General features: G+C 64.6%; 20 protein-coding genes. 12 read left to right on the top strand and 8 right to left on the bottom strand.

The annotated features are described in order from the left end of the window. Nucleotides 1-153: 153 nt before the first annotated feature. A complete protein-coding gene (locus ACY65G_RS20695) occupies nt 154-1209 on the top strand; it encodes an SDR family oxidoreductase (RefSeq protein ID WP_464999175.1) in 1056 nt (351 codons plus the stop codon). A gap of 152 nt (nt 1210-1361) precedes the next feature. Next, nucleotides 1362-1952: a PEP-CTERM sorting domain-containing protein gene (locus tag ACY65G_RS20690; protein ID WP_464999174.1), complete on the top strand. Its 591-nt coding sequence runs from the start codon at nt 1362-1364 to the stop codon at nt 1950-1952. A 43-nt stretch (nt 1953-1995) separates the two neighbouring features. On the opposite strand, the gene ppsR is transcribed toward ACY65G_RS20690, so the two are convergent. Further along, nucleotides 1996-2835, bottom strand: coding sequence for a posphoenolpyruvate synthetase regulatory kinase/phosphorylase PpsR (ppsR, locus tag ACY65G_RS20685; protein ID WP_130188857.1), 840 nt, complete (start codon nt 2833-2835; stop codon nt 1996-1998). A gap of 266 nt (nt 2836-3101) precedes the next feature. Here ppsR and ppsA point away from each other — a divergent pair, with 266 nt between their 5' ends. The 6 genes from ppsA (at nt 3102) to ACY65G_RS20655 (ending at nt 9855) form a co-directional block, all read left to right on the top strand. Next, nucleotides 3102-5462, top strand: a complete 2361-nt coding sequence (gene ppsA, locus ACY65G_RS20680; protein WP_464999268.1) for a phosphoenolpyruvate synthase — start codon at nt 3102-3104, stop codon at nt 5460-5462. Between the two features lie 219 nt (nt 5463-5681). After that, the gene (locus ACY65G_RS20675) at nt 5682-6101 is read left to right on the top strand and encodes an NfeD family protein (protein ID WP_464999173.1); all 420 of its coding nucleotides are present in this window, start codon (nt 5682-5684) and stop codon (nt 6099-6101) included. Between the two features lie 34 nt (nt 6102-6135). Beyond that, the gene (locus ACY65G_RS20670; RefSeq protein ID WP_464999172.1) at nt 6136-7083 is read left to right on the top strand and encodes an SPFH domain-containing protein; all 948 of its coding nucleotides are present in this window, start codon (nt 6136-6138) and stop codon (nt 7081-7083) included. 18 nt (nt 7084-7101) lie between these two features. Next, nucleotides 7102-7521, top strand: coding sequence for a DUF4259 domain-containing protein (locus tag ACY65G_RS20665; RefSeq protein WP_464999171.1), 420 nt, complete (start codon nt 7102-7104; stop codon nt 7519-7521). An 11-nt stretch (nt 7522-7532) separates the two neighbouring features. Further along, the gene (locus tag ACY65G_RS20660; protein WP_464999170.1) at nt 7533-8711 is read left to right on the top strand and encodes a hypothetical protein; all 1179 of its coding nucleotides are present in this window, start codon (nt 7533-7535) and stop codon (nt 8709-8711) included. A 313-nt stretch (nt 8712-9024) separates the two neighbouring features. Continuing rightward, nucleotides 9025-9855 (top strand): NAD-dependent protein deacetylase, encoded by an 831-nt coding sequence (locus tag ACY65G_RS20655; protein WP_464999169.1) that lies wholly within the window; start codon nt 9025-9027, stop codon nt 9853-9855. Here the strand turns inward: ACY65G_RS20655 and ACY65G_RS20650 are convergent. The 4 genes from ACY65G_RS20650 to smpB form a co-directional block, all read right to left on the bottom strand. Beyond that, nucleotides 9848-10423: a DUF1349 domain-containing protein gene (locus ACY65G_RS20650; protein WP_464999168.1), complete on the bottom strand. Its 576-nt coding sequence runs from the start codon at nt 10421-10423 to the stop codon at nt 9848-9850. The two genes, ACY65G_RS20655 and ACY65G_RS20650, sit on opposite strands and share 8 nt — an antisense overlap. A 52-nt stretch (nt 10424-10475) precedes the next feature. Further along, entirely contained in the window at nt 10476-11027 is a 552-nt protein-coding gene (locus ACY65G_RS20645; protein ID WP_464999167.1) for a FlgO family outer membrane protein, read from the bottom strand. Beyond that, on the bottom strand, nt 11027-11704 hold the full coding sequence (locus ACY65G_RS20640; protein WP_464999166.1) for a hypothetical protein: 678 nt from the start codon (nt 11702-11704) through the stop codon (nt 11027-11029). The genes ACY65G_RS20645 and ACY65G_RS20640 overlap by 1 nt, the downstream gene beginning before the upstream one ends. Nucleotides 11705-11812: 108 nt before the next feature. After that, the gene (smpB, locus tag ACY65G_RS20635; RefSeq protein ID WP_130188867.1) at nt 11813-12262 is read right to left on the bottom strand and encodes an SsrA-binding protein SmpB; all 450 of its coding nucleotides are present in this window, start codon (nt 12260-12262) and stop codon (nt 11813-11815) included. Between the two features lie 104 nt (nt 12263-12366). Here smpB and ACY65G_RS20630 point away from each other — a divergent pair, with 104 nt between their 5' ends. Together ACY65G_RS20630 and ACY65G_RS20625 are read left to right on the top strand one after the other, a co-directional pair. Next, nucleotides 12367-12798, top strand: a complete 432-nt coding sequence (locus ACY65G_RS20630; protein ID WP_281607462.1) for a type II toxin-antitoxin system RatA family toxin — start codon at nt 12367-12369, stop codon at nt 12796-12798. Next, entirely contained in the window at nt 12791-13129 is a 339-nt protein-coding gene (locus ACY65G_RS20625; RefSeq protein ID WP_464999165.1) for an RnfH family protein, read from the top strand. Before ACY65G_RS20630 ends, ACY65G_RS20625 begins: the two co-directional genes overlap by 8 nt. Here the strand turns inward: ACY65G_RS20625 and ACY65G_RS20620 are convergent. From ACY65G_RS20620 to ACY65G_RS20610, 3 genes are all read right to left on the bottom strand, one after another. Then, the gene (locus tag ACY65G_RS20620; RefSeq protein ID WP_464999164.1) at nt 13060-13941 is read right to left on the bottom strand and encodes a PEP-CTERM sorting domain-containing protein; all 882 of its coding nucleotides are present in this window, start codon (nt 13939-13941) and stop codon (nt 13060-13062) included. The two genes, ACY65G_RS20625 and ACY65G_RS20620, sit on opposite strands and share 70 nt — an antisense overlap. 93 nt (nt 13942-14034) lie before the next feature. After that, nucleotides 14035-14367 carry a helix-turn-helix domain-containing protein gene (locus ACY65G_RS20615; protein ID WP_464999163.1) on the bottom strand — a complete coding sequence of 111 codons (333 nt, stop codon included), beginning with the start codon at nt 14365-14367 and terminating at the stop codon, nt 14035-14037. 127 nt (nt 14368-14494) lie between these two features. Then, nucleotides 14495-15004 carry a DUF4124 domain-containing protein gene (locus tag ACY65G_RS20610; protein ID WP_464999162.1) on the bottom strand — a complete coding sequence of 170 codons (510 nt, stop codon included), beginning with the start codon at nt 15002-15004 and terminating at the stop codon, nt 14495-14497. Nucleotides 15005-15150: 146 nt separating this feature from the next. Between ACY65G_RS20610 and guaB the strand changes: the two genes are divergently transcribed. Continuing rightward, nucleotides 15151-16611 (top strand): IMP dehydrogenase, encoded by a 1461-nt coding sequence (gene guaB, locus ACY65G_RS20605; RefSeq protein ID WP_464999161.1) that lies wholly within the window; start codon nt 15151-15153, stop codon nt 16609-16611. Between the two features lie 83 nt (nt 16612-16694). Beyond that, on the top strand, nt 16695-18305 hold the full coding sequence (gene guaA / locus ACY65G_RS20600; protein ID WP_464999160.1) for a glutamine-hydrolyzing GMP synthase: 1611 nt from the start codon (nt 16695-16697) through the stop codon (nt 18303-18305). The last annotated feature ends 11 nt before the right edge of the window (nt 18306-18316 follow it).

The following is an 18316-nucleotide window of genomic DNA, read 5'->3' as shown; positions in this document are numbered from 1 at the left end:
GGGTTGTCTCCACCAGACGCGCGGGCGCGCCGCGTTGTGACAGCAGTGACAGCTTTCCGGCGGCAAAGGTGTGGCAGCGAATATTGATCTTGTCTACATTGTCACCCCGGCAGAGTCTATCAACTTTCAACCCACGACCAGGAGAGTCTTTCGATGGATCCGAACGACCAGCGCATGGCGCAAGGCAGCACGGCACACGACAGCACGGAACAGGACATCCAGCCATCGCGGCGCCGCTTTGTCGGCGCGGTGGCGACCACCATCGCGGCGGCCGGCGCAGCCGTCACGGCCGGAGGCGCGCAGGCGCAGCAGGGCACGGCCGGGCAGGGTAGCGGCGTCCAGCGCAACCCGCGCTATCCGAAGCCGCCGTTCCCGCGCCAGCAGCAGGAGTGGCCGGCACTGGCCGGCAAGATGACGCCACGGCCCGACCATGGCGAGAAGACGTACAAGGGCAGCGGCCGGCTGGCGGGCCGCAAGGCGCTGATCACCGGCGGCGATTCCGGCATGGGCCGCGCCGCCGCGATCGCCTACGCCCGCGAAGGGGCCGACGTGGCGATCAGCTACCTGCCGTTCGAGGAACCCGATGCGCAGGAGGTGAAGGCGCTGATCGAGAAGGCGGGCCGCAAGGCCGTACTGCTGCCGGGCGACATCCGCGACGAGGCCTTTTGCAGGAAGCTCGTCGACAACGCCGCCCAGCAGCTGGGCGGCCTCGATATCGTGGTCAGCAACGCGGCCAGGCAGCAGTCCGTCGACTCGATCCTCGACCTGAGCACCGAGCAGTTCGACTGGACGATGAAGACGAACCTATACGCCAATTTCTGGATCTGCAAGGCCGCCGTGCCGCACATGAAGAACGGCGGCGCGATCATCGTCACCGCTTCCGTGCAGGCCTACGATCCGTCGCCGAACCTGCTCGACTATGCGCAAACGAAGGCGGCGCAGGTAGCGTTCGTGAAATCGCTGGCCAAGCAGCTGGCCGAAAAGAACATCCGCGTCAACGCCGTGGCGCCGGGCCCCATATGGACGCCACTACAGGTGTGCGGCGGCCAGCCGCCCGAAGCCCTGGAAAACTTCGGCGGCGACACGCCGATGAAGCGCCCGGGCCAGCCTGCCGAGCTGGCGCTGGCCTACGTGACGCTGGCATCCGACGATTCCAGCTACACCACCGGTCACGTCTACGGCGCTGCCGGGGGCAGCGGCCAGCCTTGAAGGGGGCGAGAGCGGCAGCGGTCAGATATCGTGGCTGTTGTGGGTGTTGTGAATTGGCAAATTGCTTTGGCAAATCGCGTCGATGCGGATAGCGCTACCGATGCGCCAATGACATAATTGCATGCCCATAACATAACAAACCGTCACACAACATGTCCAAACTGCTCGCTCTCATCGCCGCCGCATCGTTCGCCGCGGCGCCGGTCCATGCCGAAACACTGACCATCGACTTCAACACGGTGCCTGGCGCCGATGGCAAGCTGGGTACGGCCGACGACGAACCCGTGCTGTTCGAGGGCTCGCCGCGGCGCATCGAAGAGGAATTCGCCGCCGTCGGCGTGCATTTCACGACCGCCAGCCTCGTGACGGCGGCGTTCTTCAACGGCGACGCTGCCAATACCTTCCTGACGTCGCAGCCTGTGACCGCCTGGTTCGACATGCCCGTGTATGGCATCAGCATCGACAGCTATTCGTACTGGAACGCCACGCTGAGCGCCTACGACGCTGCGGGCAACCTGCTGGCGACCGACCGCGTCGAAACCGACGGCTGGCGCGGTGCCACGCTGTCGGTCGCTTCTTCCGCGCCGATCTACCGCTTCACGGTACTGCCGGACCAGGAAGGCAAGATCCTGAACCTCGACAACCTGGCGCTCGCGGTATCCCCGGTGCCCGAGCCTTCGCAACTGGCAATGCTGGCGGGTGGCATGCTGCTGCTGGGCGCCACGCTGCGCCGTCGCGGCTGATTCTTTTCCCTGCGCCGGCGCCGGGCCGGCGCTCGCTTGAAGTTCAATACTCCCGGCGGTTCGGCTTGATCTCCTGGAGGATCGTCGTGGAGATTTCCTCGATCGACTTGGTGGTCGAGGACAGCCAGCGGATACCTTCGCGCTTCATCATGCTTTCCGCTTCATTGACTTCGTAGCGGCAGTTCTCGATCGATGCATACTTGCTGCCGGCCCGGCGCTCGTTGCGGATTTCCGTCAGCCGCTCCGGCGTGATCGTGAGGCCGAAGATCTTCGGCTTGTAGGCATACAGCGCCGACGGCAGTTTGCCGCGCTCGAAATCGTCCGGGATCAGCGGGTAGTTCGCGGCCTTGATCCCGTATTGCATGGCCAGGTACAGCGATGTCGGCGTCTTGCCCGAGCGGGAAACGCCGACCAGGATCACGTCCGCCTCGGCCAGGTTCTTGTGCGACTGGCCGTCGTCGTGCGCCAGCGAGAAGTTGATCGCCTCGATGCGGTTGCGGTACTCCTCGCTGTCCACGATATTGTGCGAGCGGCCGATCGTGTGCGTCGATTTCATGCCCAGTTCTTCTTCCAGCGGGGCCACGAAACTCTGGAACAGATCCATGTGCAGGCCGCTGCATTGCCGGATCACCGACGACAGTTCGGCCTGCACGAGCGTGCTGAAAATGATCGGGCGCTGGCCGTCGGCGATGGCCGCCTCGTTGATCTTGCGGGCCGCCGCATGGGCCTTGTCCACCGTGTCGATGAAGGGCAGGCGGATCTGCCGGAAGCGCATCTCGAACTGCGTCAGCACGGAATGGCCGAAGGTTTCTGCGGTGATGCCGGTACCGTCGGAGACGAAAAACACAGTGCGGGCGGAGGTCGGGCGTTGTTCGGATGTCATGAAAATAGCTTTTGATTGTGAACTGTCAATTTTCGCCACAGGCTGTAAAATGGCCGGCAACGGTCAGATTGTGCTGTACGACGCCAAGAATAACAACAACATGTCGACAGCCGCGCGGCAAGCCTGCAATGAGACCAACAGATTCCCATCATCAGTAAGGTGTCACCATGACAAACTTGTCCAACGCAGCACTGAGTATCCCCGACCAGGCGCTGAACGAAACCACCGCAGTTTCAACATATGTGGCCTCGTTCGAGAACCTGCGCATGACCGACGTGGAATCTGTCGGCGGCAAAAACGCTTCGCTCGGCGAAATGATCAGCCAGCTCGCCGGCGCCGGCGTGCGGGTGCCCGGTGGTTTCGCTACCACGGCCCAGGCGTTCCGCGACTTCCTCTCCCACAGCATCGACGGCGGCGCGCCGCTGGCCGACCGCATCGCCAGCCGCCTGTCCGACCTGAACGTGGACGACGTGCGTTCGCTGGCGCAGGCCGGCGCCGAAATCCGCCAGTGGATCGTCGACACGCCGTTCCAGCCGCGCCTGGAGCAGGAAATCCGCGCGTTCTACGACAACCTGGTGGCCGGTTCGGAAACCGAAGTGTCGTTCGCCGTGCGTTCCTCCGCCACCGCCGAGGACTTGCCGGACGCGTCGTTCGCGGGCCAGCAGGAGTCGTTCCTGAACGTGGTCGGCATCGACAACGTGCTCGACGCGATGAAGCACGTGTTCGCATCGCTGTACAACGACCGCGCCATTTCGTACCGCGTCCACAAGGGTTTCACGCATGCCGAGGTAGCGCTGTCAGCGGGCGTGCAGCGCATGGTGCGCTCCGATACGGGCGCGGCGGGCGTGATGTTCACGATCGATACCGAATCCGGTTTCAAGGACGTGGTGTTCATCACGTCGAGCTATGGCCTGGGCGAGACCGTGGTGCAGGGCGCCGTCAATCCCGACGAATTCTACGTGCACAAGCCGATGCTGGAACAGGGCAAGTCGCCCGTCATCCGCCGCAATATCGGCTCGAAGCTGATCAAGATGGAGTTCACCAGCGAAGCCCGTGCCGGCCGTTCCGTGAAGACCGTCGACGTGCCGATCGAGCTGCGCAACCGCTACTCGCTGACGGACACCGAAGTGGTGGAACTGGCGAAGTACGCCGTGATCATCGAAAACCACTATGGCCGCCCGATGGACATCGAGTGGGGCAAGGACGGCCGCGACGGCAAGCTGTACATCCTGCAGGCGCGCCCGGAAACGGTGAAGTCGCAGCAGAAGTCCACCGATGCGCAGCAGCGCTTCAAGCTGAAGTCGACGGGCACCGTGCTGACGTCCGGCCGCGCGATCGGCCAGAAGATCGGCGCCGGCCCGGTGCGCGTGATCAGCGATCCGTCCGAGATGGAACGCGTGCAGCCCGGCGACGTGCTGGTGGCGGACATGACCGACCCGAACTGGGAACCGGTGATGAAGCGCGCCTCGGCGATCGTGACGAACCGCGGTGGCCGCACCTGCCACGCGGCGATCATCGCCCGCGAACTGGGCGTGCCGGCCGTCGTCGGCTGCGGCGATGCGACCGAACTGCTGAAGGATGGCACGTTCGTGACCGTGTCCTGCGCCGAAGGCGACGAGGGCAAGATCTACGACGGCCTGCTGGAAACGGAAGTCTCGGAAGTCGCGCGCGGCGAGCTGCCCAAGCTGCCGGTGAAGATCATGCTGAACGTGGGTAACCCGCAGCTGGCCTTCGACTTCCAGCAGGTGCCGAACGCCGGCGTGGGCCTGGCCCGCCTGGAGTTCATCATCAACAACAACATCGGCGTGCACCCGAAGGCGATCCTGGAATACCCGAACATCGATCCGGACCTGAAGAAGGCCGTGGAATCGGTGGCGCGCGGCCACGCTTCGCCGAAGGCGTTCTATGTCGACAAGCTGGCCGAAGGCGTGGCGACGATCGCTGCCGCGTTCTGGCCGAAGCCCGTCATCGTGCGCCTGTCGGACTTCAAGTCGAACGAGTACAAGAAGCTGATCGGCGGTTCGCGCTACGAGCCCGATGAGGAAAACCCGATGCTGGGCTTCCGCGGCGCTTCGCGCTACATCTCCGCCGACTTCGCCGAGTCGTTCACCATGGAATGCCTGGCCATGAAGCGCGTGCGCGAAGACATGGGCCTGACCAATGTGGAGCTGATGGTGCCGTTCGTGCGCACCCTCGGCCAGGCGCAGAAGGTGGTCGAGCTGCTGGCGAAGAATGGCCTGAAGCGCGGCGAGAACGGCCTGCGCCTGATCATGATGTGCGAAGTGCCGTCGAACGCCGTGCTGGCCGACCAGTTCCTGGAGTACTTCGACGGCTTCTCGATCGGCTCGAACGATCTTACCCAGCTCACGCTGGGCCTGGACCGCGACTCCGGCATGGAACTGCTGGCCGCCGACTTCGACGAACGCGACCCGGCCGTGAAGGCGCTGCTGTCGCTGGCGATTTCCGCCTGCAGGAAACAAGGCAAGTACATCGGCATCTGCGGCCAGGGCCCATCCGATCATCCGGACCTGGCCGAGTGGCTGATGGAGCAGGGCATCGAGTCGATGTCGCTGAACCCGGACTCGGTGATCGATACCTGGCAGAAGCTGGCCGCGCTGCAGAAGTAAGCAGCCAGGGACGAGGCGCCAGGGACGGCAGCCGCTACCCCAACAGCAAGCCCTGGGGTCAGACCTTGGTCTGACCCCGGCTTCTGCCTGTGGGTTACCTGGCTGCGCCGGCCCGCGCCCGAAGGTCTACCCAACAGCCCCGAATTGCTCTATCGTTACGTCAACCCTCGCCGCTCTTCCCAGGGCCGCGAGGGTTTTATCCTTGAAGGAGACAAACAGATGGCTGACTGGATCATGTGGCTCATCGCCGCGGGTGTGCTGGTGGCGCTGGAACTGTTCAGCGGCACCTTCTACCTGCTGATGATCGCGCTCGGCGCGCTGGCCGGCGCGCTGGTGGCGGCGCTGCGCATCGACTTGCCGGGCCAGATGCTCGCGGCCGCGCTGGTCGCCGTGATCGCCACGGTGCTGCTGCGGCGCCGCCGGCGCAACGAGCCGGCAAAGCTCGACGCGTCGCGCGACCCCAACGTCAACCAGGACATCGGCCAGCCGGTGCAGGTACCGCACTGGGACGGCAACACCGCGCGCGTGATGTACCGCGGCGCGCTGTGGGACGTGGAACTGGCGCCCGGCGCCGCGGCCGAGGCGGGCACGTTCCGTATCGTCGAAGTGCGCGGCAGCAGGTTGATCGTCGGCACCTGACAAGCACGGCAAAAGTACAAAAAAAGGAGAACACATGGAAATCACTTTCGGCGGCGTGGCTCTGGTCATCCTGGTCGTGGCGCTGGTCTTCGTCTTCAAGACCATCAACGTGGTGCCGCAGCAGCATGCCTGGGTGGTGGAACGGCTCGGCAAGTATCACGCCACGCTGGCGCCGGGCCTGAACATCGTGGTGCCGTTCGTCGACCGCATCGCCTACAAGCACATCCTGAAGGAAATCCCGCTCGACGTGCCGTCGCAGGTGTGCATCACGAAGGACAATACGCAGCTGCAGGTGGACGGCATCCTGTACTTCCAGGTGACCGACCCGATGCGCGCCTCGTACGGCTCGTCGAACTACATCGCCGCGATCACCCAGCTGGCGCAAACCACGCTGCGTTCCGTGATCGGCCGCATGGAACTCGACAAGACCTTCGAGGAGCGCGATCACATCAACACCACGGTGGTGAACGCGATCGACGAATCGGCCGCCAACTGGGGCGTGAAGGTGCTGCGCTACGAGATCAAGGACCTCACGCCGCCGGCCGACATCCTGCACGCGATGCAGGCGCAGATCACGGCCGAGCGCAACAAGCGCGCGCTGATCGCCGCCTCGGAAGGGCGCAAGCAGGAACAGATCAATATCGCCACGGGCGAGCGCGAGGCATCCATCGCCCGCTCCGAAGGCGAACGGCAGGCCGCGATCAATCGTGCGCAGGGCGAGGCCAACGCCATCATCGCCATCGCGGAAGCGACCGCCTCGGCGCTGCGCCAGGTCGGCTCGGCGATCGAGCAGCCCGGTGGCGAAGAGGCGGTCAACCTGAAGGTGGCCGAGCAGTACGTGGACGCGTTCCGCGAACTGGCGAAGACCAACAACACGCTGATCGTGCCGGCGAACCTGGGCGATATGAGCAGCCTGATCGCCACCGCGATGCAGGTCGTCAAGACACAGAACACGGCGCGCGTGGTGCGCACGCCGTCGTAACGAACAAAGGGGAACACCATGGGTACCTGGGCAGTGGGACCATTCGGCAACGACTTCGCGCTGGACTGGGCGGAAGACCTGCACGAATCGAACGACCTGTACTTCATCGGCGACACGCTGGACAACGTGCTGGCGCCGGAAAATGCCGAATTGCTGGAAGCGCCCTACGGCGCCGAAGGGCTGGCGGCCGTGGAAACGCTGCTGCGGCTGGAGGGGCGCGGCGGCGTGCAGGATGACGATTCGGCCGCGATCGACGAATGGGTCGGTGTCGTCAAGGCCAAGTACAAGCCGCGCGCCGATCTGCTGGAGAAGGCCGGCCGCGTGCTCGACCTGGTGCTTTCCGAGCGCTCGGAATTGCGCCAGTTGTGGCAGGATAGCGAGCATTTCGATGCATGGCGCGCCGCGGTGGAAGAGCAGAAGGCGCGGCTGCGGGGCTGATAAGGATTGACATGACGGGTGTGAAGAAGGCCGTGGCGGCAGCGATGCTGGTCATGGCGGCGGTATCATCGGCGGCGACGCCGGAACAGGAAACCCTCGATCGCCTGGCGCGCATGCGTGCCATGCCGGCAGTGCCGGCAACCGTGGCCGGGCAGGCACAGCAGCAAACACAGGAGCAAACACAGGAGCAAGCCCGGCAGCGGCGCGAACTCGACGCGACGTGGCGCTGGTTCGGCAACAACAAGGCGGTGGCGCTGCCCGTGCTGCGCAGGGAACTGGCCGCGGAGCTGAAGAAGCCGAAGCCGAATCAGCTGGTGCTGCTCGACGTGGGCTATTTCCTGCGCGCGCTGGGCGAGCCGGCGGACCGCGCGCTGTCGATGGCGGCGCTGCTGGCCATCGATCCGCAAGGCCCCGCCGCGCGGACGCAGAACCAGCAGCTGTTCCGCTTCGTGCACGCCAGTGCGGCGGACCGCGATCCCCGCCTGTTCCCGCTGATCGACGCGGTCTTCCTGCGCGGCGACGTGACCGTGCTCATTCCGCAGCATGGCTATACGGTCGACGCCACGTCCGTCTGCATCTACCTGTACGGACAATATGGCGCGCTCGCCGAGCGGCACCTGCGCGGCCTGTTGAACGATCCCGCCGCCGTCGATCGCGCGCTGGAAGTGCTGATGTGGGTCGGTTCCCCGGACAGCGTGCCGGCCGTGGCTGCGCTGCTCGACAGCCCCGAAGCCGCGACGTTCGCGCGCGCCGTCACGTTCATGCTGCGCGCCGGCGGGCCACAGGGCAGGGATGCGCTGCTGGCATTCGACGCCCGCAAGCTCGAGGGCAAGGCGCGCGACTTCTACATGCAGACGCGGCCGCAACTGGACGCCATGCGATTCGACGCGCTCGTGCAGCAGCTGTCCGATTCGCCGCCCTCCGAAAAGGCGGCCCCACCGCGCCGGCTCGACGAAGCGGCCACGCGGCAGGTGCTGGCCGCGCTGAATGCCGCGTATGGCAGCTACGAAGGCATCCAGCCGATCGAACTCGCGTTGTCCGGCATGCCGGCCGGGCAACTGATCGACGAACTGCTGCGGCTGCGCGAACGCAGCCTGCTGCGCATCTCCGGCGAAGCCCTGGCCGACATCGACACCACGAACACGCTGATCAACACGCTGCGCTACCGGGACAATCAGCGCGACAACTGAAAAGTTGCCAAAAATCGGGGACTGTCCCTTTTTCCAGGAAATATTTCCTAATAACGGGGACTGTCCCCGGTTGTTTTACAACCAGCTCAGCAGCAATGGCAACGCTGCCAGCGCCGCGGTGCCTGTATCGCCCGGGCTTCTTGCGTTGGTGCCAGGTTGGGGACTGTCCCCGGTTTCCGGAAATATTGTCAAAAAACGGGGACTGTCCCGGGTTTGTCCGGTGTTGTTTGCCAGCCAGCCCAGCCGCAGCGATTCGTCCCTTGGCGTGGCGCGGGGCGCCCTCACATGGGTGCTTTCAAAGCCCGATGAAACCATGAACGAACAGATCGACCAGCTGGCGGAATTCCTCGACCGCCACCGCAACGTGCTCGTGCTCACCGGCGCGGGCATGTCCACCGCATCCGGTATCCCGGGGTATCGCGACGAGGAAGGCGTGCGCCGCGGCAAACCGCCCGTGCAGGGGCCGGAATTTCGCGGCAGCGATGCGCTGCGCCGCCGCTACTGGGCGCGCAGCATGGTGGGTTGGCCGACACTGGCGCAAGCCGAACCCAATGCCGGGCACCGGGCGCTGGCGCGGCTGGAAACCGCCGGCCACATCGGGCAGCTGATCACCCAGAACGTCGACGGGCTGCACCAGCGCGCCGGCAGCGCGCGCATGATCGAGCTGCACGGCAATATCCACACGGTGCGCTGCCTGGCCTGCGAGCGGCGCCAGCACCGGGCGGAGCTGCAGCAGCGCCTGCTGCGCGACAATCCGGCGCTGGGCGGCGTGCTGGCCCAGCCGCTGCCGGATGGCGATGCGCAGCTGGAGCCGGAAGCGCTGCATGAATTCATCGTGCCCGCCTGCGAGCATTGCAGTGGCGTGCTGCAGCCGGACGTGGTCTTTTTCGGCGATAACATCCCTGCAGAACGCACGCTCCAGGCCCTGCAATGGATGGACGAGGCCGACGCGCTGCTCGTCGTCGGCTCGTCGTTGATGGTGTTTTCGGGTTTCCGCTTCTGCAAGATCGCGGCGGCCGAGGGCAAGCCGATCGCCGCCGTCAACGCGGGCAAGACCCGCGCGGACGACCTGATCGGCCTGAAGGTGGCGTTGCCGGCGCAGGAGGTGCTGCCGGCGGTGGCGGGGCTGCTGGGCGCTACGTGAGGTCGTGCAAGCCCTTCTGCAGCGCAGGGCCGACCGTCAAATCGCTGAATTGCACCTCGAGCCCGGCACGCTGCGGCGTGCAGCACATGGGGCCGACAAGATACTGCCCGGCCACCGGAAATGGCGCCAGCCGCAGCATGGGCCACGTGCGGCCGTCGGCCGAGTACTGCACACGGATCGCGCCATCGTCGACGGTGATACGCAGCCAGAACCCATCCGGCAGGGGCGGCGCCGGCATCGTGGCCCAGTCGGATTTTTCATCCGTCAGGACGGTGCTCAGCATTGGCTGCCCGTCCGAAAACTCGACGCCCGCCTTCAGCCAGCGATGCGCATCGATGCGCACCATCAGGCCCGCCTGGTCGTAGAGCTCGGTGAAATCGGCCCGAATCCTTACCTGTGCGGTAAAGCCGCCGGAGACGGGCTGGCCGAAAAAATGGCCGTTGTCGCGAATGAAACCATAGCTCGTGATGCGCCAGAAGTCGGTCTGGTCGCCGGTCACGGCATGCAGGGTGCCGCCATCGATGCGGTGGGATGGCGGCTCGTTCAGCCAGGTGCAGCGGTCGAACATGGCGTGCTTTCGTGGTCGAAAGCGCCACTATAGCCGGGGCGGCAAAACCTTGTCAGCGCTGCAGCAGCATCGACCGCACGATGCCTTCCTTGGCCAGCACGTAGTCGTGCCCGGCCAGCACGAAGTTGGTCGCGGGCTGCACGACCTTCACGTTGATGAACACCATGTCGCTCGTTTCGGCATACGAGCCCACGACGACCGCCTGCGCATTGTGGGTTTGCGCCACGTCGCCGATCTCGCGCGTGAGCATCAGTTCGCCCTGGTTGCGCTTCAGGTAGACGGAGGTGCGCAGTTTCATTTCCAGCATCTTGAGGCTGCCCTGCGCCATGCGCGTGGACACCTGCTCGGAAATGAGACGGCCCAGCGTGGACGTCTGGTCCAGCGCATCGATGTTGACGATGGTGGCCATGATCAGCGGCTTGTCCGCCGCCAGCTTGCCGTTGAGCTGGGCCAGCAGCGCATCCGCCGCCTTGTAGTTGGCGTTGACGAACTGGTTCGACGACAGCGTGGCGTAGTTCGCCTCTTCCTTCGGCGGCGCGCCTGCGCAGCCCGCCAGTAGGGTGGTGGCAAGGGCGGCCGACAGGGCCAGGGCGGCGGCGCGCATCAGCGGCCTCCCTGCACTTGGAATACCTTGGTCACTTGGGTGTCCTCCTCCTTGATGCCGTACAGCGCCCGGTCGGCATCGGCCACGTAATAGGCCGACGTGGAACGGGCATGGTAGCGGAACTGGTCGCCGACGGACAGCGTGACGATGAGTTCCGTCTTCGGCGTGGGCCCACCGGCGAACTGGCTGTGGAACCAGTGCGAGGCATCGCCGGCGCCGGCCAGGGCGACCGCGCCGACCGTCGGGTTGATGTCGGACAGCACCCATGCGCCGTTGGCCAGCGCCGTGAACGCGCCGGTATAGCGGTATTGCGGGCGATTCGGCGTGAACGTGACGGCCTGGATGTCCAGTTCCACTTTCCACGCGCCGGCCGGCGTGCGCGACACCACGAAGCCATCCTTGACCAGCGACGTGATGAGCTGGTTCGTCACGGCGCGCTTGAAGGGCGATGCGTCCTTGTCCTCGGCGACATGGAACGGCCGCTGCGGATGCTTTTTCATTTCCATGACGACGCGCTGCTCAATGTGGTCGGCGATCGCGTTCCAGTGCGAGGCGGCCTGCAGCTTTTCCTGACGCGCGGTCGGAAAATTCGTGGCCAGCGGGGCAGGGGTGTACGGAACGGCGCAGCCTGCCAGGGTGGCGGCAAGGACGAAGACTGTGGAGACTTTGGCAAGCATGGGGCAACCCGGAGTGATTAGCCCAAAAAGTGTATCACGCAACCATTGCCCAATGGAAACGTCGCGCGTGATGCCGTGGCTTCAGCGCGACGTCGTTTTGGCAACGTGTCAGCGCCGGTTCTGCTTCATCGCCGCCTGCACTTCGCGCTTGGCGTCGTGGTCCTTCTCGGAGGCGCGCTTGTCGTGCTGCTTTTTACCCTTGGCCAGGCCGATCTCGCACTTGATGCGGCCACCCTTGAAGTGCAGGTTCAGCGGCACGAGCGTGTAGCCGGAGCGTTCCACCTTACCGATCAGCTTGTCGATTTCCTGGCGGTGCAGCAACAGCTTGCGCGTACGCACCGCCTGCGGGTGGATATGGGTCGATGCGGTGGGCAGTGCGCTGATGTGCGCGCCAAACAGGTACAGTTCGTTGTCGCGGATCGTCACGTACGCTTCCTTGATCTGTACGCGGGCATCGCGGATTGCCTTCACTTCCCAGCCCTCGAGCGCGATGCCCGCTTCATAGCGGTCTTCGATGAAATAGTCGTGGAAGGCTTTGCGGTTATCAGCGATGGTCATGTGAATTTCTTATGGAACGTGCCGCAGGCGCGGGTCGGTTAAACTACAGTCTTCATTCGCGCCGGAGCGCGATTTGTCCAACATGATATCAAACGGTTAAATAAATGGCGGTAGTGCACAAATCGGTATTCCTTGGCTACAGCGCGCAGCAGATGTTCGACCTGGTGGACCGGGTGGAGGATTATCCCAAATTCCTGCCATGGTGTGGCGGCGTGGAGGTGCGGGAACGGGGCGAGAACTCGGTGGTGGCATCGGTGGGCATCAATTTTCACGGTGTCAAGCAAAGCTTCACCACGTCGAACACCAACACGCCGCCCACGGCCATCAAGATGAACCTGGTGGACGGCCCGTTCAAGACACTGCACGGCACGTGGACATTCAAGCCGTTGCGCGACGATGCCTGCAAGGTGGAACTGGACCTGCAATATGAATTCTCCAGCCGCCTGCTGGAGCAGGTGATCGGCCCCGTGTTCGGCATGATCGCCAACAGCATGGTCGATTCGTTCTGCAAGCGCGCCGAAACAGTCTATGGGTGATGCCATGGCCGAGCGCATCAAGGTATCGCTGAGCTACGCGCCCGTGCCACGGTTCGATGCGAACGCACCGTCGGATGCGATCGCGCAGCCGATCCTGCGCGTGCTGGATGTCGATGCCGGCACGACGATCGGCCAGGCCATCGAACAGTCCGGCATCCTGCAGGAGGCGCCGGAAATCAACCTCGTCACGATGCCGGTGGGCATCTACGGCAAGAAGAAGACGCTCGACACCGTGCTGCAACCGCGCGACCGCATCGAGATCTACCGGGCGCTGATCGCCGATCCCAAGGATGCGCGGCGCCGCCGTGCAAAGCGCGACAGCGCATCGTAGGCATTCGCCCGCCTGCCAGCCAGCGCGCCGAGCAGTGCCAGCCCGGCGCCCAGCATCGGCAACGTGCCGGGTTCGGGAACCGGTGTGATGGATTCGATCTGCAGGTCGGCCCCGTAGGCGAACAGGCCGCCCCTTTCGAATCCGCTGCGGTTCTCGACCGCGATTTCGAGGAAGCCCGTGCCCTCCGGCACATGATTCAGCCAGCGCACCTCGTCATATCCGCCGCCAAGCCCGTCGACGCCCAGCCACGCCGCCGCCCATCCTGCCTCGACCCGCTCGCCGGCACCGGGTGGCGGTTCGGTAGACAGGCTGACATCGTATTGCACGCTGAACAGCACGCCCGTATTGGGCGCCAGCATGAATGCCGTTTCGCCGGTGTCGACAGTCAGCCGGCTCATGATCCTTGAGCCGGGCTCGGTCGCCAGCACATTTGTGCCCACCGCCGACCTCAGCAAGGTACTGGTGACGGAGTCGCGGCCAGTCAGGCTGAGTTGCGCCGTGGCGTTCATGACCCCCACGGTCTCGTCGATTGCATACTCGATCGGCGCGGAGTGCGTCCAGGTTGGAAATATCGTCTGCTTGAAGACGTCGTCGAACGTCATGTAGCTGACCGCAATGGGCGCGGAAGCGCTGCCCGATGTACCGGCAAACGTCATGGATGGCGCGATGCCATCGGCAGGATCGAGATCCACGAGGATGAAGGTGAGCGGGCCGAGCGCCGCGCCGGCTTCCGCCGCGGGCGCTGCCACGGGAGCGGCGGCGAGAAGGGCGGCGGCGGAACACACGGTGCAAAGCATGGAAGGGCTTTTCATGGCGGCCTCGCTGCAAGTGGATCGATCCAGCTTAGCACGCGTTCCGCCGCCCGGGCGGACTCGTGCAGGAGTCGTTGTGCAAATGCGCCAACCTTATAAATCCAGCATGCGCGGCGCGATGCCCAGCGCCTGCGCGATGCGCTCGCGGGTGGCGCGGCGCGGCCGCAAGCCGGCTTCCTGCTGCGCATAGGCCGGCTGGCTGATGCCGATGCGCGTTGCCACTTCCAGTTGCGTAAGGCCCAGGTACTCGCGCCATGCGCGCACCGGCGTCCAGGCGTTTTCAGCGATCATGCCCACGACCTGGTGCGGCACGTCGGTGTCCTTGTGGCGCGACTGCGTCCGCATGTAGGTGGCGTAGGGGATGACGACATACACGGGCTCTCCATTGGGCCCGTTGATGATCTGCACATTCGTGAAAGCATTCATGTTGGTTCGCTCGCTGGTCGGTTCGGGAATAAGGCTTGCGTAGTTTGGCTTATATTCCTGAGGCGACCGCGGCGATGCAGGCGAGCCTTGCGCATGGTCAAACACCGTTGCACACCGCGTTGCAACTTCACTTGCAATGCGTGGCAAGCGTGTCGCGGTTGCGCTGCATCTGTGCGGCTTTCTGTGTCTCGTCCAGGAAGGCCGGTTCGCCATCCTTGCCCGTGGTGGCAATGCGAATGCCCGACTCCAGCACGCGCAGGTTTGCCCGCGCGTTGTCGCAGGTGGCGGCGGTGGCGGCCTTCTCCTGCGCCGCCGCGGCGGTTTTCTGTGCCTGCCGGGCGGCCTCGGCGCGGCGTTCCTCGAACCGGGCATTGCGATCCGCCGTGGAGGGCGGTGCCTTCCCCGGTGCGCCGGGAACAGATGCGGGTGCGGGTGCGGACGGCTCCGCCAGTTCCTTGCGCAGATCCGGCATATGGCCCCGTGGCGCCTTGAGGATGCGCGACGGAGGAACCGAGGCGGGCGGCGGCTGGTCCGAGAAGTGCCGGCCGCCTTTGGCATCCTGCCATTCCCACTGCGCGTGCGCCGCCGTGCAGCAGGCCAGCAGCAGGGCAGCAGGGATCCATCGTCTTTGTTTCATCAGATTATTTTCCATCAGGAATCATCGCGATTTGACCGCGATTGCCGTCCGGCTGTCAATCGCAAACCCACTATCTTTTCCATAATGCAAGGACTTATTGCGCCAACTTCTGTATAATTCACTTTTGCGCCGATAGGAAATCTACCATGCGTCTTCTTCAAAAAGCACTCACGTTCGATGACGTGCTCCTCGTTCCCGCGTACTCGAACGTTCTGCCTGCCAACACGTCGCTGCGCACCAAGCTCACCCGCAATATCTCGCTGAATATCCCGCTGCTGTCTGCCGCGATGGATACCGTCACCGAAGGCCGCCTGGCGATCGCCATGGCGCAGGAAGGCGGCATCGGCATCATCCACAAGAACCTGCGCCCGGCCGACCAGGCCCGCGAGGTGTCGAAGGTGAAGCGTTTCGAAGCGGGCGTGCTGCGCGACCCGATCACGATTCCGCCGGACATGAAGATCCGCGACGTGATCAAGCTGACCGAACAGCATGGCATCAGCGGCTTCCCGGTCGTCGAAGGCGCGCAAGTGGTGGGCATCATCACCAACCGCGACCTGCGTTTCGAAGAAGAGCTGGATGCCGAAGTGCGCGCCAAGATGACGCCGCGCGAAAAGCTCGTGACCGTCAGCGAAACGGCCGACACGGCCGAAGCCAAGCGCCTGATGAACAAGCACCGCCTGGAGCGCGTGATCGTCGTCAACGAAGCCTTCGAGCTGCGCGGCCTGATCACCGTGAAGGATATCCAGAAGTCCACCGAACACCCGAACGCCTCGAAAGACCAGCACGGCAAGCTGCTGGTCGGCGCGGCCGTGGGCGTGGGCGCAAAGGATGAGGAACGCATCGACCTGCTGGTGGCAGCCGGTGTCGACGTGCTGGTGGTGGATACGGCGCATGGCCACTCCCAGGGCATCCTCGACCGCGTGAAATACATCAAGACGAAATACCCGCATGTGGATGTCATCGGCGGCAACATCGCCACGGCGGCCGCCGCGAAGGCACTCGTCGAATACGGCGCGGATGCGGTGAAGGTCGGCATCGGCCCCGGCTCCATCTGCACCACCCGCATCGTGGCCGGCGTGGGCGTGCCGCAGGTCACCGCGATCTCGAACGTGGCGCAGGCGCTGGAAGGCACGGGCGTGCCCTGCATCGCCGACGGCGGCATCCGCTTCTCCGGCGACATCTCGAAAGCGCTGGCCGCCGGCGCCTCGACCGTCATGATGGGCTCCATGTTCGCCGGCACCGAGGAAGCGCCGGGCGAAGTGATCCTGTACCAGGGCCGTTCATACAAGTCCTACCGCGGCATGGGCTCGCTGGGCGCGATGGCCGAAGGCTCGGCCGACCGCTACTTCCAGGAAGCCTCCGCCAAGGCCGACAAGTTCGTCCCCGAAGGCATCGAAGGCCGCGTGGCCTACAAAGGCTCGGTACTGGCGATCATCTTCCAGCTCGTGGGCGGCGTGCGCCAGTCGATGGGCTACTGCGGTTGTGCCACGATCGACGAACTGCGCGAGAAAGCGGAATTCGTCGAGATCACGTCCGCCGGCATGCGCGAATCGCACGTGCACGACGTGCAGATCACCAAGGAAGCGCCGAACTACCGTTCGGAATAAGCGTTCCTTCGACGCCGGCGGGTTGAACGACCTGCCTGCGTTTCTCTTCATTGTCCCGGTTTCCAAGCTCACAAGCCAACTACATGCACTCCAAGATCCTCATCATCGATTTCGGCTCCCAGGTGACCCAGCTGATCGCACGCCGCGTGCGCGACGCGGGCGTGTTCTCCGAAGTCTTCCCGTACGACGTGTCGGAAGAATTCGTCCGCAACTACGGCGCCTCCGGCGTGATCCTCTCCGGCAGCCACAACTCCACGCTGGAAGGCGATTCGCCGCGCGCGCCGCAAGCCGTGTTCGAACTGGGCGTGCCGGTGCTGGGCATCTGCTACGGCATGCAGACGATGGCCGCGCAGCTGGGCGGTAAAGTGGAAAACGGCCTGGTGCGCGAATTCGGCTACGCCGAAGTGCGCGCCCGCGGCCATACGAGCCTCTTGAACGGCATCAACGACTTCGTCACGCACGAAGGCCACGGCATGCTGAAGGTGTGGATGAGCCACGGCGACAAGGTGCTCGACATGCCGGCCGGCTTCAAGCTGATGGCCTCGACGGAAAGCTGCCCGATCGCCGGCATGGCCGACGAAGAGCGCAAGTTCTACGCCGTGCAATGGCACCCGGAAGTGACGCACACCGTGCAGGGCAAGGCCATGCTGGGCCGCTTCGTGCACGAGATCTGCGGCTGCAAGTCCGACTGGAACATGCCCGACTACATCACCGAAGCCGTCGAGAAGATCCGCGCGCAGGTGGGCACCGATGAGGTGATCCTGGGCCTGTCCGGCGGCGTCGATTCGTCTGTGGCCGCCGCGCTGATCCACCGCGCCATCGGCGACCAGCTGACCTGCGTGTTCGTCGACCATGGCCTGCTGCGCCTGAACGAAGGCGAAATGGTCATGGACATGTTCGCCAAGAACCTGGGCGTGAAAGTCATCCGCATCGACGCGGTAGACCAGTTCATGGGCCACCTGGCCGGCGTGACCGACCCGGAACAGAAGCGCAAGATCATCGGCCGCGAATTCGTCGAAGTCTTCAACGCCGAATCGGGCAAGCTGACGAACGCGAAATGGCTGGCGCAGGGCACGATCTACCCGGACGTCATCGAGTCGGCCGGCAAGGGCAAGAAAGGCCAGACGATCAAGAGCCACCACAACGTGGGCGGCCTGCCGGAACACATGAAGCTGCAGCTGCTCGAACCGCTGCGCGAACTGTTCAAGGACGAAGTGCGCAAGCTGGGCGTCGCGCTCGGCCTGCCGTACGAAATGGTTTACCGCCACCCGTTCCCGGGCCCGGGCCTGGGCGTGCGCATCCTCGGCGAAGTGAAGAAGGAATACGCCGACCTGCTGCGCCGCGCCGACGCGATCTTCATCGAGGAACTGCGCAACACGCCGTACGAAGCGGTCGTGGTGCCCGGCTTCGACCAGGATGGCGCACCGCGCAACTGGTACGAAGCCACGTCGCAGGCTTTCGCCGTGTTCCTGCCGGTGAAATCGGTGGGCGTGATGGGCGATGGCCGCACGTATGATTACGTGGTGGCGCTGCGTGCCGTGCAGACGCAGGACTTCATGACGGCGCATTGGGCGCATCTGCCGCATGAGTTGCTGGGGCGGGTTTCCAATCGCATCATCAATGAGGTGCGGGGTCTCAATCGCGTCGTGTATGACATTTCCGGGAAGCCGCCGGCGACCATTGAGTGGGAATGATGGGGTAGCCT

This window comes from Pseudoduganella sp. jia 12 (assembly GCF_055502675.1).
This window is presented reverse-complemented; position numbering and strand designations above follow the sequence as displayed.